The 15,303-nt window shown below is 58.1% G+C and carries 12 protein-coding genes; 8 read left to right on the plus strand and 4 right to left on the minus strand.

The window, feature by feature from the left end; genetic code table 11:
- The first annotated feature begins 124 nt into the window (after positions 1–124).
- From Enr13x_RS27345 to Enr13x_RS27375, 7 genes are read left to right on the plus strand one after another with little or no spacing between them, the layout of a single operon-like run.
- Positions 125–2,668, plus strand: coding sequence for a CpaB family protein (locus Enr13x_RS27345; RefSeq protein WP_145390072.1), 2,544 nt, complete (start codon positions 125–127; stop codon positions 2,666–2,668).
- Between the two features lie 32 nt (positions 2,669–2,700).
- Positions 2,701–3,897: a Tad domain-containing protein gene (locus Enr13x_RS27350; RefSeq protein WP_231744453.1), complete on the plus strand. Its 1,197-nt coding sequence runs from the start codon at positions 2,701–2,703 to the stop codon at positions 3,895–3,897.
- Between the two features lie 3 nt (positions 3,898–3,900).
- Positions 3,901–5,169: an AAA family ATPase gene (locus tag Enr13x_RS27355; protein ID WP_145390074.1), complete on the plus strand. Its 1,269-nt coding sequence runs from the start codon at positions 3,901–3,903 to the stop codon at positions 5,167–5,169.
- Positions 5,166–6,671 (plus strand): CpaF family protein, encoded by a 1,506-nt coding sequence (locus Enr13x_RS27360; protein WP_231743816.1) that lies wholly within the window; start codon positions 5,166–5,168, stop codon positions 6,669–6,671. Before Enr13x_RS27355 ends, Enr13x_RS27360 begins: the two co-directional genes overlap by 4 nt.
- Positions 6,665–7,558, plus strand: a complete 894-nt coding sequence (locus Enr13x_RS27365) for a type II secretion system F family protein (RefSeq protein ID WP_145390075.1) — start codon at positions 6,665–6,667, stop codon at positions 7,556–7,558. Before Enr13x_RS27360 ends, Enr13x_RS27365 begins: the two co-directional genes overlap by 7 nt.
- A 6-nt stretch (positions 7,559–7,564) precedes the next feature.
- A complete protein-coding gene (locus Enr13x_RS27370) occupies positions 7,565–8,488 on the plus strand; it encodes a type II secretion system F family protein (RefSeq protein WP_145390076.1) in 924 nt (307 codons plus the stop codon).
- 3 nt (positions 8,489–8,491) lie between these two features.
- Positions 8,492–8,830 carry a DUF192 domain-containing protein gene (locus Enr13x_RS27375; protein WP_145390077.1) on the plus strand — a complete coding sequence of 113 codons (339 nt, stop codon included), beginning with the start codon at positions 8,492–8,494 and terminating at the stop codon, positions 8,828–8,830.
- Positions 8,831–9,401: 571 nt separating this feature from the next.
- Here the strand turns inward: Enr13x_RS27375 and Enr13x_RS27385 are convergent.
- Genes Enr13x_RS27385 through Enr13x_RS27395 form a run of 3 tightly spaced genes read right to left on the minus strand, consistent with a single transcriptional unit; the run spans position 9,402 to position 11,595 of the window.
- Entirely contained in the window at positions 9,402–9,854 is a 453-nt protein-coding gene (locus tag Enr13x_RS27385; RefSeq protein ID WP_197455388.1) for a thioredoxin family protein, read from the minus strand.
- Between the two features lie 50 nt (positions 9,855–9,904).
- Entirely contained in the window at positions 9,905–11,164 is a 1,260-nt protein-coding gene (locus tag Enr13x_RS27390; RefSeq protein WP_390621009.1) for a GTP-binding protein, read from the minus strand.
- Between the two features lie 2 nt (positions 11,165–11,166).
- Positions 11,167–11,595 carry a hypothetical protein gene (locus Enr13x_RS27395; protein WP_145390080.1) on the minus strand — a complete coding sequence of 143 codons (429 nt, stop codon included), beginning with the start codon at positions 11,593–11,595 and terminating at the stop codon, positions 11,167–11,169.
- Positions 11,596–11,921: 326 nt separating this feature from the next.
- Between Enr13x_RS27395 and Enr13x_RS27400 the strand changes: the two genes are divergently transcribed.
- The gene (locus Enr13x_RS27400) at positions 11,922–12,947 is read left to right on the plus strand and encodes a BBP7 family outer membrane beta-barrel protein (RefSeq protein ID WP_145390081.1); all 1,026 of its coding nucleotides are present in this window, start codon (positions 11,922–11,924) and stop codon (positions 12,945–12,947) included.
- Positions 12,948–12,996: 49 nt separating this feature from the next.
- Here Enr13x_RS27400 and Enr13x_RS27405 read toward each other — a convergent pair whose 3' ends face one another.
- Positions 12,997–15,099, minus strand: coding sequence for an NF038122 family metalloprotease (locus tag Enr13x_RS27405; RefSeq protein ID WP_145390082.1), 2,103 nt, complete (start codon positions 15,097–15,099; stop codon positions 12,997–12,999).
- Positions 15,100–15,303: the final 204 nt, after the last annotated feature.

Genomic DNA, 15,303 nt, shown 5'->3' on the forward strand with positions numbered 1-15,303 from the left:
CTCCTTCCGAGACATGCTTCGCTCGCACCGACCTCCCCCGGATTCGCTGGGGGAGGCGATAAGACACGTTAAACAACTCAAACAACACGGATGTTGCTAACCAAACACATAGAAGAAACCATCCATGCCACCACGAAACTATCGCAACTCGTCTCGTCGATCGCGAATGCCAACGCTGATCCTGGGTGGGCTCGGTCTATTCGCTCTTACGGCTGTCGGAATTATTGGCACCCTGTGGCTCGCCGGCGTGCCGCTCAATCCGTTCGCGGATCGCGAACCGGTCGAAGATCCGTTCATGGTTCGGATTCCGATCAACGCGACGCCGATCCCTGCGTACGCCCGCGTCGATCGCTCTCATTTGCTCAATCCGAATCAGGGAGGATTGATGTACCAGAAGGTGCCCCCGCAAGCCGCCGTTGGGATGTCGATCGTCGGCGTCGACCAAAACGGTTCGCACGTGGAGAGTCGCGTCGAGTCGATCAAGAACGTCGATGACGAAGTGGTATTTGTGGTCACCGGTGGCGCCGAGGTGCGTCAGGGACAAACGCTTTCGCTTGGCGGTGCGATCATGAATATCAACGCGATCATCGGCCGGGTGGTCAAAGCGGACAAGCGAGCCGGTTTGGGATTCCAGGAGAGCACGTTCTTTCCTAAGGGTACGCCCGAAGGATTGGCGGGGGCGACTCCACAGGGCATGCGGGCGATCACGCTGGACGCGACCCGCTTGACCGGCGTGCATTCGCTCGGCGCGGGGGACCTGATTGATTTGTTGGCCAGCGTCCCGGTCGGCGACACGAGAGCGGCAGTCCCCGCGACAGCGAGCGAAGTCGAACTTCTCGCGCAGAACGCCAAGGTGCTGCGTCCGGTTTACGTGCGCAACGAAGTGACTCAATCGGCCTCGTTGATGAACGGTGCCTCGGTATCCAACGTGCCAAAGTATGAAGTCGCGATTGCGGTGGCAGCCGACGACGTGATCCCGCTGCAAAACGCGCTCAATCAGGAACTGCCGATCACTTGCGTCGCCCATTCGATGCAACCGGTGCAGGAAGATGAAACCGCGCTGGTCAACCGTTCGATCGATGAAGTTCGTGTGCCGGTGACGGTCCGTCCGATCTTGGCCTATCAAGTCGTCTCGCGGGACGCCTTCGTTTCGTCAGCGACTCGGTCGATCAAGACCGCCACGATCTCGCGGCGAGAAGCCGATCGGATGGACGTGATCAGGTCGGTCACGGAGGCTCTCGGAGCGCTCACCCGACAAGACATCCCGGCCGGGCGTTATCTGCGTCAAAGCGATTTGCTGAAAGGCCCGCCGGCCGAGCGAAAGGAAGCGGACACGTCTTTGGAAGCGGCCGTCCATCGGACCAACACCGCGGGCGGAATGCAGCTTGTTTCGATGCTGCAAACGCCGGAAGCAGCGCGAACCGCCCCATCGGCCACCGCCGTCGGTGATCGACCGGCGATCACGACCTTCATTCCCGCCGGTCGCACTGCGTTTGCGATTCCGCTGAACCGAATTTATGGTGCCGAACACCTTCAAATCGGTGACTCGATCGACCTGCTCGCCAGTTATTCGCTCGAGCGACTACGCGATGAAGAGGAAACTGAAACGCGTCCCGATGGAACCGTGATCGTTCGCAAGTCCGAATCGCTGACGCCGCGAACGACCCAGCGAAGTTGGGAGGAAACGTTTGGCAACCGTGCCGAACCGTGGTTTGTCGCCTCCGATGCGATCGTTGTCGCGCCCGTCGGCTTTCCCGCACCGGCGGCGGCGCTTAGGGCCATCCAATCCGGTGGCAATCCCCAAGCCGACCGATCCGATCGCATGGCCGGGCCGGCTGTCATCATCGCGGTTTCCGATCAAGATGTCGAATCATTCGCGACGGCCATGGCCACTCGCGAGTCACTGTTCACGGTAGCCTTCCACGCAGCCGCTTCCGCGTCCCCATCGCCGAGGCGAAAGACAATCGCGATCGCCCCCGAGAGTATCGCCGCCTATGCGGCGCTGACCGAGAACGCTTGGAAGGGCAATCGCCGCAGCATCGCGACGCGAACGGTAGCGACATCCGATCCACGGTTCGCCGACGCCATCACGCTGGAACAGTTGTCCTCTTTCTATGGACGGGTGTTGAAGAACGACAAACCAAGGGGCGAGTTCTTCACGGCGGCAGACTTCCTGCCAGCGGGAACGGCCGCCGGAATCGCCGCTTCGGCTCGGGTCGGATTCACGTTGCTGCCGATTGCGGACCGGGAGATCGAAGGGCTTGACGCGTTCGAGTCGGGTGACCCTGTTTCAATCTTGCTTCGAGGTGTGCTGCGATCACCGGTCACGCAACGAGCCGCGGGTGGTGCGGGCGTTGCGACCTCCATCGTCGTCGTGCCGGCGGTGAGAATCGCACGAGCCAGCGTTGCGGGGCAATCCATTTTAGAAATTCCCAATGAGCACCTGACTCGCCTGCAAGCCGCCATCGCCCGTTCGCTGACCGATCGCGATGACTTTGAAGACCGGTCGCACCTGGTCGCTGTCGGCATCGAGCGACGTGATGACGACGTGATCGTCGCGGGCAGTGACGAGATTCCATCGTTTGACCCGCTGGCGAATGTGAAGACGACGCAGCTCATCATCGGCGGACGTCGATCGGTGGAAGTCTACGGCGGAGGTGGCTTATGAGAAGCGGACAACCACACCGGGGCGGATACGTGATGGTGCTGCTGGCGATGTTGCTGTTCGGACTCTTCGCCATGGCGGCGCTCGTGATCGACTTGGGATTTGCCAGACTCGCCCAGCGACAAATGCAGTCCGCGGCGGACTCTGCGGCGTTGGAAGGTTTGCGATTTCGGGATCAGTTGCCGCCGAACGCCTCGTCAACGGATTTTGAGGTTGAGAGACGAACCCATGTTCAGCAATGGGTGACGAATGCTTTTGATGATGACCTTGGCGCGACATCCGACGATCACACCTACGGTGGTGGACCGATCGTCGATTTTGTCGGGGGGGCGGGAGATGCATCACTGAATGCATCGCAAACGATGTCCACACCTCCGACACCGTTTTATCGCCCCACGTTGTCGACGAACCTGAGTGGGACTTCTCCGAATTCCGACTCTGGCGACATGGTATCGGGCTATTTCGATCGAACCTTGGACAATCCCAACTTCGATTCGGACATACCGCCATCCGAGAATGAATATGTTGACGATGACACGGGACAGTATGTCAGGCGGAACTTCATTGCCGGGGACATGGCCCAGCGATCCACGCACAATGCTTTTCTTGTACGACTGCGACGGACGGGTGAAACGCTCAGTTCCGAATTGGGCAGTTCCGGCCCACCGATCCCCTACCTATTCGGGCGAGGATCGCTGATGGATCGTGGACTCACCGGCGATGGAATGCGCGTTAGGGCTACCTCCATTGCTTCTGTTCGTCCAATTGTTTGTGTTGGTTCGGAGGATCCGGCTCGCAACATTATCGGGAGCATCGGGATGTCAGTTTCTGCCGCAGACTTTGAGGCGGGCGACCTGAGCAATCCATTGGAGTTTCATGGACGTTGCATTGGTGACCCCGTTACTTCGACTACTGTGACCAATTTCGGAAGCTTGCCCCGATCAGGATATCTTGGGATTCATCAGATATACGATGTTCCGCGGGTAATTGCATTCACCCGAGTCGAAGTACAGGCCTCCAATACTATCCAGGCAAGTACATTTCTGGCTCACCAAAACGCATCCGCGTCCTACTGCTTCGGTATTGCAGCACGTGATTCGAACGGAGATTTGCTTTCGCTAGATGACCAACCCTCGATTGCAGACAAGCGGGTGTTCGTGGAGGACCATCTTTCGTTCGTTGATGCATCACGTAGTGATTCATTCATGGCCCCCGTGTTGGTGAGGAATTAACCCATGTCGATCACCGCATCCGTCCTGATCCTGAGCACCGACGAGAAGATCGTCGACGAGGCGAAGTTGGCGTTCGATGGGCTGGGCGAAAACACGCCTCGGTTTCGCCTGGTGAAACAATCCGGCCATCTGTTTGAAGCGTTACGGACGCAGCCGATCTCGTTGGTGCTGATCGAGTTCACTGCCGATCCCCAAGAACTGACCGCCGTCGTCGGTCAAATCCGATCGGCTTCGCCCGGCACTCGGGTGGCCGCAATCTTGCGTCCCGAAGGGTTTCCCGAAAGTGTCAACGAATCCGCGGTCCTGATCGACGCGATGCGGTGCGGCGTTTGCGACTTTCTGCGGCGACCGCTCTCGACGGCAGACCTGTCGCGGCTGATCCAGCAAGCATCCTCCGATGACGATCGCGATTCCCACATCCAGTCTCGACCGCTCGGACGCGTGGTCTCCTTTATCAGCAACAAAGGCGGCGTGGGGAAATCGACGCTGTCCACCAATGCCGCGGTCGCGATCGCGCGGCGTGGCAAACAGAGCGTGCTGTTGATCGACGGTTCGATCCAAATGGGGGTCGCCGCGGCGCTGTTGGACCTGCGACCGTCGGCGACGCTGACCGACCTGGCTCGCGAATCGGATCGTCTTGATCCGACGATGATTCGGCAAACCGCCGCGGTGCATTCCAGCGGGCTGCATTTGCTGGCGGCACCGGCCGATGCCGTGGAGGCAATGGAAATCGATGACTTGCTGATGGCCCGCGTCATCACGCTCGCGCGTCAAACGTACGACGTCGTGATCGTCGACACGTTTCCGATGTTTGATCAGGTGGTGATCGCGGCGCTGGACCTGAGCGATCGTGTCTACGTCGTGCTGGAGAATGTCGTGCCGACGCTGCTGGGCGGTGTGAAATTGCTGAGCGTGCTGGAGCGGATCGGATATCCGGCCTCGCGCCAATCGATCATTCTCAATCGTGAACAACGGGTGACAGGCAGCTTGACGGTCGATGATGTGGCCGAGCAGATGCAGCGTGACATTGATCACGTGTTGCCGTTTGAGAAGAAGGTGATGGCGGCGGCGAACTGCGGCGTCCCGATCGCGATGGCGACGCTTCGTTTTAGCGGTTTTAGTCGCGCGCTCGAACAACTGGCCAACGACGTTGCCGGACACCTGGATCCGAAAGCGTCACGCATCGCATTGAATGAACAACCGCTCAACGCACCGGATCCGATCGCCGACGGATCATCGCTCGCGTTGTCACCTGGAGACCTGGAACGATGAAGACGAAACGAATGGATCCAGCCGAAGAGCCCTCAGCTCGCGAACTGTTCACGCGAACCAGTTTGCGTTTGCCCAGTGAGCGGGTGCTTCCGGAAACGTCGCGTCAATCGAGCAAGGGTTTTGCGAGTTCGCAGCCGAGCGTTGCGGAGCCGGGCAGCGCCTCGTTTGCGTCCGTCAAGGCGGCGATGCACACGCAGTTGCTGGAAGACTTGGATCGACGCGATCGGATCACGGCGAGCGAAGATGAATTGACCGAATTGGTCAAAGACTACGTGGCCGACGCGTTGGAGACACAAGATTGGCCGCTCAACGATTCGGAACGGCGACAGTTGGTCGATGACCTGATCGAAGAGACGATCGGTGTTGGTCCGTTGGCTCCGTTGCTGGCCGATCCCGCAGTGACCGATATTTTGGTCAACGGTCCGCACACGGTTTTTGTCGAGCGTTTCGGGCAACTGGAATCGACCGACGTTCGCTTTCGTGACGACGAACACTTGACCCGCATCATCGGCCGCATTGCCGCTCGCGTGGGTCGGCGGATCGATGAAAGCTCGCCGATGGTCGATGCCCGCTTGCCCGACGGCAGCCGCGTCAACGCGACGCTGCCGCCGGTGACGATCGACGGTCCCACATTGTCGATTCGACGGTTCGGCCGGCGGCGGCTTCGTAGCGATGACCTCGCTCGACTGGGGATGTTTTCGCCGGCGATGTTGGAATTTTTGCGGCTGGCGATTCGCGGTCGCATCAATATGATTGTTTCCGGCGGTACCGGTTCAGGCAAGTCGACGTTCCTGGGAGCGTTGGCCGAAGCGATCCCCGACAGCGAACGCATCATCACGATCGAAGACGCCGCCGAACTGCAACTCGATCAGCGTCACGTCGTGCGCATGGAAACACGACCGCCGAACATCGAAGGCCAAGGCCGCATCGTGGCCCGAGACCTGGTCGTCAACGCGTTGCGAATGCGACCCGACCGCATCATCGTTGGCGAAGTCCGTTCAGGCGAGGCACTGGACATGATGCAAGCGATGAATACCGGTCACGACGGATCACTGACAACGATCCACGCCAACTCATCTCGCGACGCGATCGCCCGTCTAGAAACCATGGTCTTGATGGCGGGGATCGATTTGCCCGCACGGGCGATTCGCGAGCAAGCGGTTTCGGCGATCGACGTCATCGTTCAGGTCAAGCGTTATGAAGACGGGGTCCGGCGGGTGCAGTCGATTTCGGAACTGGTCGGCATGGAAGGCGAAACGGCTCAGTTGCAGGAAATCTTTCGTTTCGTTTCGACGGGCAAAGCCAATCGTCGCATCACCGGTGATTTTGTTGCGACGGGGGTCGTGCCGCGGGTGGCCGAGCGATTGCGGGAGAATCACGTTGACGTGCCGATGCACTTGTTCCAACGACCAGCGGGCACATCGATGCCCGAGCCAAGCCAGACAGAGCGTTTTGACCAGTCGAATGATTCCGACCAATCGGATTGGCGGCAATCGTGGTAGTCGTCGGCGTCATTGCGTTGTGGGCAATCGTTGGGTTGGTCGGCGTTGGCGGGTATCAGCTTTACACCCGGCACCAGCGAACGCTTGAACGGTTTTCCGAAGCGACCGAGGAATGGTCGAAGCCGGAAGCAGGAGCGGGGCATCGCTCTGCCGACCAAACGTTCGGTCTCGATTCATCGGCACGCCGCCTGGCCCGTCGTTGGTTTTGGGTGCCATGGACGGTTGGCATCCTGATGGCGTTGTCGGTTTGGATTGTTTTTCGTTGGCCGCCGCAATATGTGCTGGCGATCGGTGCGGTGGTATCGTTGCTGTTGAACCAATTTGAAAGTTTCCTCCATACACGTCACATCGCGAAATTAGAACGTCAACTCGCCGACGCGATTGACATCATGGTCGGGGCGGTCAGTGCCGGCGCCGCGCTCGGTCCGGCGATGGACGCGGCGACGCTTGAAACCGATCGACCACTGAAACCTTATCTGCAAGAAATTGCGGGACGGATTCGTTTGGGCGACGATCCCGCGTCGGTGTTTCGGTCACTTGCCGATCGTGTACCGTTGGAAACGTTTTTGCTGTTTTCATCATCGCTGGCCGTTCACTTCGAAGTCGGCGGCCGGCTTGCCCCCACACTGGCGACCGTCGGACGAACGATCCGCGACCGCATCGAAATCACACGTCGCATTCAATCCAACATCGCCCAATCGCAATTCAGCACGTTTGCGATCCTGGGACTGATCTATTTGATCGCCGTCATCGTCTGGCGAAACGGGCCGGAACCGATGCGAGAGTTCGTCACGTCCACCGTCGGCAGTTGGTTCATCGCCGGTTCCATCATCATGCAAGCGGTCGGGATTGCGTGGATGAACTTGATCTCAAAGCCGAAGTTCTGAGTCCTTATGCCGAGCATCAATTTGATCATCGCGTTCGGTCTGCTGGCCGGCATTGTCGCAATCGGATTCTACGCGATCCGCTGGATGCTTTTGCGCGAGCAAACGCGAGCGCGTTGGGAACAAGCGGCAGACGTTGACGTCAACCAAGCCCTCGATTCCTCGTCACCACGTGGATGGCTGTCGGGCTGGCTGTTTCTGGCTGGATATCGCAGTGCCGCGGCACCGTGGACCTTCGTCGCCGGAATGATCACTTGCACGATGGTTGGCATGGGCGCGGCAACATTGTTTTTGCTCTCGGGTTTGCAACAGGTCATGGAGCGAACGGTCGTGTTGGTTCCCGGCGGCGTCGGTGAGACGTTCTTGCCGGTCGTTTGGGTCGCCCCCTGGATCATCGCCATCCTGCTGATCTGTTTACCCGTCACGATCGTCCGCTCGGCTCGACGCAAACGGGTCGCGATGATCGAGCAGGATCTTCCGCTTGCCATGGAGCTGATGGCGACGCTCAGCGAAGCGGGCTTGAGTTTCGATTCGGCGCTGTTGCGGATTTTGAAAACTCGCCTTGCCGGGCGACCGCTGGCCAACGAATTGAATCTCTATCACGCCGACCTACTCGCCGGCCGTCCGAGGATTCAATCGCTCAGGCGGCTCAGCGGCCGAATCCGCATCGGTTCGATCTCGATCCTTGTTTCCGCGCTTGTCCAAGCCGAACAGATGGGGATGGGAATCGCCAAAGTCCTTCGCACGCAAGCCGACGACATCCGCGCGCGACGCCGTGAGAAAGCGATTGCCTTCGCCAATTCGCTGCCCGTCAAGCGATTGTTTCCGCTGGTGATTTGTTTCCTGCCCGGTCTGTTCGTCTGGACGCTCGGTCCCGCGTTCGTGCAACTGTTCAAACTGACCGAAACCTTCACCCGTGGCGGAGGTTTTTGAGTGATGAAGCTGATCAATGCCGATAGCGGCGAAGTCTTGCTCGATCAACTCGAGTTCGCAGACACGTATTGGAAACGGTTCAAAGGTTTGCAGTTGCGACGTTCGCTGCCACAGGGTTCGGGATTGTTGTTGTCGCCTTGTTCGTCACTCCATACTTGCTTCATGCGATTTTCGATCGATGTCATTATGCTGGATCGGGAGAACGTGGTACTGGGAAAGAAGTTGCGAATGCGCCCTTGGCGTGTCGTGATTTGTAATCGCGGGACCGCCCGAGTTATCGAAGTCAGCCCCGGTTCGGTCGACGTCGCCGACGGAACGCAACTGAGTTGGATGGATTCGTGAACGATCCTTGGCTGAACTGCGTAGTGGACCTTTCGATTGACAAGTGAATATAAACTCATGCACCAACACACCCACGAACTGACTGTTTGCCGCCGGCATCGCCAGCTCGCTGACCTGCGTCGGCATGTTGCTTCAACGTTTCGGCGGCAACCTGATTCGCAAAGACAGTTGGCTGGGAAATCTGCCGTGGGCGTATCTCCGAGCCTCGCTCATTCTCGGCGTTGGTTTCTTTTATACCGCCAAAGTCGCATTGGCTGGGTGACCCGGCTCCAACGTCCGTCCTTGGCGAACGCGGAAAAGGGGTCAGGCTTACGTGTTGGTGTGCAGGCTTTAGAGACCGTCCAGCTTAGGGCTAGCGCGAAACGCGACAAATCTGAATGATCTGACCGAATGGGTGAGAGGTGGTCGGCGGAGGGGTGTACGACGTCCTTTCTAGGTCGTCGCGTAGAGCCCCACGGGCGACGGCCCGGAAGGGCCATCGTACTTCAGAAATGCGATCGTCTTAAGCTGGACTTTCCCTAAAGGCTAGACACCAACGGTTGCTGAAACCCTACCGCTCGACACCCGTGGGTCACTTCCCGGAGTCGCCCTCTAATCTCAGTATCTCCCCTTCCAAAAGGTCAATCGAGACCGGAAAGCTTCGAGTTAGGACCGGCTGGCCATGATCGAAAAGGACATACGTTGGACAAATCGTTCCACCGAGCTTCGCGACCATTTGGGCGTTGGCGTTGAAGTCGACTCGAATCACGTCGACTTTGCCCTCCAAGGATTCGCGCAGTCGAACCACATCGCTTTTGGTTTGCGCACAACGTGGACAATTGAAATCGACGCCAAACTCCACCAGCACCGGCACTTGGCTCGCCTGAACAAAACGCTCCAATTCACGTCCGCTGACCGTCGGCAGGCCGACTTCGTTTACGAACTCAGTTGTCGATTCCTGCGAACCGGTTCCGCAACCAAGGATCATCGCGAGCAGGCAGGTCAATAATGCAAGACTCATCGCGGTGAAGTCGCTGTGATGCATTGGTCGTTTCTCCTGTGATTTGAAAACGAGCCTCGACGATTGACGCGACATCACACTACCCCCTCTTCCATAAGCTCTTCACCGGTTTCCAATTCAATCGGTGGCAAAGTGTCTTCAAGATTCCGCCAGAACTCCGGCCCCTGCACGTACTCAAGATCCGTCAGCAAACAGCCATCGAGAATCTGCGTGATCCGATCCTGGTCCATCACGTTGCCGATGAACACCAACTGTTGATGTCGATCGCCATAGTCGCCGACGAACTTCGATTGAATCTCGGCGATTGATTCTTGGTCTTCGGGCCACTCATCGTTCGGAGCGGCCGCCCACCAAAATCCGGCGGGATTCATTCGGATCGAACAGCCCGCTTGCGACCAATCGTAAGCCCAGTCGTGACGCGATGCGATCCACATCAGTCCTTTGCTGCGTAGAACACCATCAAACAAGCCCTCGTCCATGTCGCCATCAAGCACGTCGGTCAATCGTTTGGGATGAAACGGGCGCTGGCGGCGATAGACGAAATGCGAAATTCCGTATTCTTCGGTTTCCGTCTCTTCTTCGCCTCGCGGGACCGCCAACCAACCCGGTTGCAATTCAGCTTCGCCGAGTGAAAAAAGCCCCGTGCCCATGATCTCGGTCAAGTCAACTCGACTCTCGGTCGTGTTGATGAACTTGGCGTTCGGATTGAGCCGCCGCAGGATTTGATTGAGCTGTTCGAGGTCGTAAGGCGACACCAGATCGGTCTTGTTGACGATGACGACGTTGGCAAACTCGACTTGATCGACCAACAAATCAACGATGTTCCGCCTGTCGTCTTCGCTCAGACCCAAGCGACGATCGGTCAGGTCGTCCCAGGAACCAAAGTCCTTCATGAAGTTGCCCGCGTCGACGACCGTGACCATCGTGTCAAGTTCAGCAACCAGCGAGAGACTATCGCCGTTTTCATCCTCGAACGTAAACGTCTCGGCCACCGGCATCGGCTCGGAAATTCCGGTCGATTCGATCAGCAAGTAGTCGAATCGGCCGTCGCGAGCAAGTCGACGGACCTCAACGAGCAGGTCCTCACGAAGCGTGCAGCAGATACAGCCGTTGGACATTTCGACGAGCTGCTCTTCGGTGCGCGACAGATTCGCGTCACCCGACTTCACAAGTGCCGCGTCGATATTGACTTCGCTCATGTCGTTGACAATCACCGCAACTTTCAGGTTATCGCGATTGGTCAAAATGTGGTTCAGCAGCGTCGTCTTGCCCGCGCCGAGGAAGCCGGAAAGGACAGTGACGGGTAGGTGTTTCGATCGATTCGATTGGGACATGTTCATGGTTGGTTCAAGAGAACTGCGAGGGACAGGTGATTGCTAGATAGAGCCCGGTGGTGATCCACACGTTGGCGACCATGTTGGTGAGCGCGTTGCACAGTCCGCAAATCGATCGGGCGGGCACCTTGCATCATCAAACGTTCGCGGAACATGCGAGAAAGCAACGACTCGTCGCCACCGAGGTAGACCACATGAGTCGCCCGCCTCATCGCGATTTCGCGAGAATTGGCGGTTTGGTAGTCGTCGCCATCGTTCTGAACGAGCACGTCGGTTGCCGTTGTGTTGAACGAAAAGCTGCGAAGCAACGATGCAGCCCGCCAATCAGAAACAGCGACCACTGTCTCCGCGGGCTCATCTGCAAGCACTGCGCGATGAAGAAAGTTTCCGGGCAAGCAAACCGCGACCGCTAGCAGGCTAAGACGATACATGGAAATTCTCCGAACGAGTGAAGCACAGACGGAGGCAATCGTACCGCACATGCAATCCCTGTGCAAGTATGGCGTGTTTCGAAGAGCACGAGATCGATGCTTGCCGGCGAAGCATCTGAATTTCGCGTCGCGGCAGGCCATCGGCGAGAGCGCATTGCGATGCTGGCACGCGCGCCCACGATTGCGCCGGTCACGATGCCGGCGTGGTAATTTGGGATAACTTTGACCATTCAAATGGTCGTCTGCAATGTGTGGGTTTTGCCGTGCCGATACCAAGTCTCGGTCGGGCCGGTTGTCTACACATCACGGCTTTTGGAAATTTTTCGATGCGACATATCGGTCGGCTCGGGTTGGGAATCGCGGTGTGGTGGCTTGCCACGTTGCCGACATTGGCATGGGATCGTGGTTGCGATGACTCACAACCCGGATATTCAGAGTCAGGTGATTCGGCTTGCTACCGGTTCAGCGACGAAGGCAGTTGTTTCGCCCAAGACACGGGTTGCCTCGGGCAAACGCTCGCCAACGGCCGGTATCAATCGCTGTTCTGGGTTGGCGTTGACAGTTTGTGGTTGACGCATTCTGGCAGCGAGTTTCGCTCCGAAATCCTGGATCCGGGCAATAACACGGTCACGATCGCACAAACCCTTGATCACGGATTGCCGGTCGCTCCGCGGGTCCGAATGGGAACGCTGTTGCTGGACTCGTTTCGCACCGAACTGAGCTACTTCGGCACCGTTGGATGGGAATCGTCCGCGACATTGCGAAATGTCGCACCGCTGCCTGACTTGGACGCGACAATCGACTACGACGCCGAGCTTCACAACGTCGAGTGGAATTTTTTTGGCGGGCAGTCCGAGGTCGACTCACACTGGCTGATCGGGTTGCGTTACCTGCGTTATCGCGATTCGTTTTCGGAAGCCTACCGCTTGGATACCGGATTCGGGCCACTCATCGAGGAAACAGCACGAGGCGAGGCGACCAATGATGCGTTCGGGCCTCAGGCCGGTGTGGGCCTGGACTTGGGTGGCGGCAGCACACGATTGCACTTGGGCGCCAAGCTTGGCCTGATGAACAATCAAGTGCAGCAATCCGGGCCGGGTTTCAACGATGCAATCGTAATCGATGGGATTGCTGAAACAACATTCGATAACGACTCCAACGAGTTCGCTTGGTTGGGCGATTTGGAAGTCACGCTGGAACACCAGGTATCAAGATCAGTGTCGTTCCGCTTGGGTTACCAAGGACTCTTCTTGGACAACGTCGTTCAATCGGCGACGCAAAACGGTCAGCAATCAAAGGCGAGTCAGATTTCGTTCCACGGGTTGGTGTTGGGCGCGCAGTGGGTGCGATGAACATCGTGGGCAGTGAGCGCCGCCCTTTTCGTGCGATTAGCCGCTTCCCTTAGAACAATTCCGCGGGCTCGCTTCCAAGCAACGGGTCGTCGTCCTCTCGATCCAAAAGATCGGTGACAGCCACAACTGCGGTTCCACCGTCACTACGGCTCAGAGCGTTGATAATCACAAGCGCGTCGAGCGCCGTCACTTGGCCGTCAGCATTGACATCGTGTGCGTTTGTGTCCGTCTCGGTGACGATTGAGTTGGTGCCTCGCCGATCCAGATAGTTGATCACCATCAATGCATCAATCGCGGTCACTCGGGCATCGCCGCTGAGATCGGCCCGCTGCATCAGGCTGAGCGGTAGACCAGAAATCACCACCGGTGGCAACGTCGCACCGACGGTGATTCGCACAACGGCGGACGATCGGTTTCCATCGCTGTCGGCAATAGAATAGGTCAGCGAATCGTCGCCCACGAAGTCGGTTCGAGGCACATAGACCAAGCGGTTGTTTCCCGGACGAACCGCCCCATGGGCCGGTTGCACTTCGACACGCAAATTTGCGAACGAAAGCGATTCCTCTTCGTCGCGGTCATTCGCCAGTGGATCGAACGTGACCGATTGATTTTGTCGCACCAGGACAAAGTCGTCGGTCGCGATCGGGGCTTCGCCGACCGCTGTACCGATGACCTGAACGGAAACCAGAGCGGGCTGGGCATAGATGCCGCGATCGTCGGCAACGATGTAGCTGAAGATGTCCTCGCCCGCGAAATCCGCATCGGCGGTGTAGACAAAGAAGCCCGTAACCGGGTCGAATTCGACGGACCCGCCGGCGGGCGATTCGACGATTCGCAATGACGACAAATTCAACGCTCGAGTGTTGTTTTGGTCGTTTGCCAGAGCATCGATGACGATCGTTCGCTGGCTGTTGACCGTCGCCGCATCATCGCGAAGTTCCGGTGCCGTGAGGGGCTCGCCAGGCGGTAGCACATCGTAGCCGATCAGATCGAAGACTCGCAGATCGACGTTGGAAATTGGCGAGATCGTCTGCGGCGGCAGCGCCGGGGCCATCACACCGATCGGTATTCCAAACAAATCTTCTGCTTGCCAGTGGCTCGCTTGATATCCGAACGCCACACCCGGATCAATCAAACCGATGTCTTCACCAAGCTCGACTGGATATTCATGATCCAAAGTCGTCCAACCGTCGGCGGTGACGAAGTCCATGACGGCTGGCGTGGATGGCCGCAACTCTCGCCGCACCTCTTCAAACGCCGCCGCTGTTCGCGGGTTTCCCGAACCGGGTAGCGATCGGAAACGGAACAGGTCCAGCGTGGAAGGAGCGATCGCCGTCTCGGTCACGCCTGCACGAATCGCTTGGTCGATGCGATCAACCGATGAGATGAATCCCAAGACATGACCGATCTCATGGACGACAAGGGATTCAAAATCGAATTGGCCGGGTGAGATCCCGTCTGCCCTGTTGTAGTCAAAGCGGTGAGGCTGATTCGGCAGAAGTGCCTCAGGATTAAGCAAGATCTGCCCGTCGGCGACTCCCAATTCGTCGTCAACGGATTCCGAATGCAAGCCGAGCGCCTTCAAGTTGGCTTTGGTCAGGCTGATACGATCGTCGTAACGAAGCGACCCCGGATAAGCGAATTCGATCGACTCGGGCGACGGCAGCGAAGCGAGGATCGAATCGTCTTGTTCGATCAAGCCATCGTTCTGCATCGCGGTACGAATTTGCGCATACGGCAACTCGACTTCGACGGGGCGGGCGAAGCCGAGCACTTCGGCAGGAAGATCGGTTCCGAACTGGCTCGACGAAATTTCCTCAAACTGCAAATCGATCTGAATCGAGACCGTGATCGGATCGTTCAGCATCGCTTCCCACTGGGCCGCCGCCCGCTCGACGGCCGCCAATGCCCCGAACTGGTTTCGCAGATTCACGCCCGGCACGATTTCGATGCGAAAACCATCGTTACTATCGACGACATCGCGTGTCCCCGCGGCTGGTTCGATCAAACGCGTTCCGGCGATGGCTGCGGAGGGAACGGCCCGCGAGTGATAGACGGCAGACTCGGTGAGTTCGGACGAAACTGCCTCGATATCGGCCGCCATCAGGCAACGGTCGTGCAGTGATTCAAGAGCAAGTGGTCGGCGTTTCACGCTGGGAAACTCTTTGTGGGAAAGCAAATGGGGTCCGACCACAGGACGAACGGACAATTTAATTTGGGCGATATGCGGGGGCAATAGGCGTTTTGACGGTTATTCGAGTCGATTTGATTCAAGCGAATGTGCGGGTCCCGCCGAATCAACCTGGTGTCCTTTGGTCGGACTTCTTTGGTCGCGTCGCTCCGGCATTGAACGGGC

The organism is Stieleria neptunia, assembly GCF_007754155.1.
Lineage (GTDB): Bacteria > Planctomycetota > Planctomycetia > Pirellulales > Pirellulaceae > Stieleria > Stieleria neptunia.

Excerpts from the sequence above, each read along its gene's own strand:
- Enr13x_RS27345 (WP_145390072.1), top strand. The coding sequence starts at position 125 with ATGCCACCACGAAACTATCGCAACTCGTCTCGTCGATCGCGAATGCCA.
- Enr13x_RS27350 (WP_231744453.1), top strand. The coding sequence starts at position 2,701 with ATGGTGCTGCTGGCGATGTTGCTGTTCGGACTCTTCGCCATGGCGGCG.
- Enr13x_RS27355 (WP_145390074.1), top strand. The coding sequence starts at position 3,901 with ATGTCGATCACCGCATCCGTCCTGATCCTGAGCACCGACGAGAAGATC.
- Enr13x_RS27360 (WP_231743816.1), top strand. The coding sequence starts at position 5,166 with ATGAAGACGAAACGAATGGATCCAGCCGAAGAGCCCTCAGCTCGCGAA.
- Enr13x_RS27370 (WP_145390076.1), top strand. The coding sequence starts at position 7,565 with ATGCCGAGCATCAATTTGATCATCGCGTTCGGTCTGCTGGCCGGCATT.
- Enr13x_RS27375 (WP_145390077.1), top strand. The coding sequence starts at position 8,492 with ATGAAGCTGATCAATGCCGATAGCGGCGAAGTCTTGCTCGATCAACTC.
- Enr13x_RS27385 (WP_197455388.1), bottom strand. The coding sequence starts at position 9,854 with ATGCATCACAGCGACTTCACCGCGATGAGTCTTGCATTATTGACCTGC.
- Enr13x_RS27390 (WP_390621009.1), bottom strand. The coding sequence starts at position 11,164 with ATGTCCCAATCGAATCGATCGAAACACCTACCCGTCACTGTCCTTTCC.
- Enr13x_RS27395 (WP_145390080.1), bottom strand. The coding sequence starts at position 11,595 with ATGTATCGTCTTAGCCTGCTAGCGGTCGCGGTTTGCTTGCCCGGAAAC.
- Enr13x_RS27400 (WP_145390081.1), top strand. The coding sequence starts at position 11,922 with ATGCGACATATCGGTCGGCTCGGGTTGGGAATCGCGGTGTGGTGGCTT.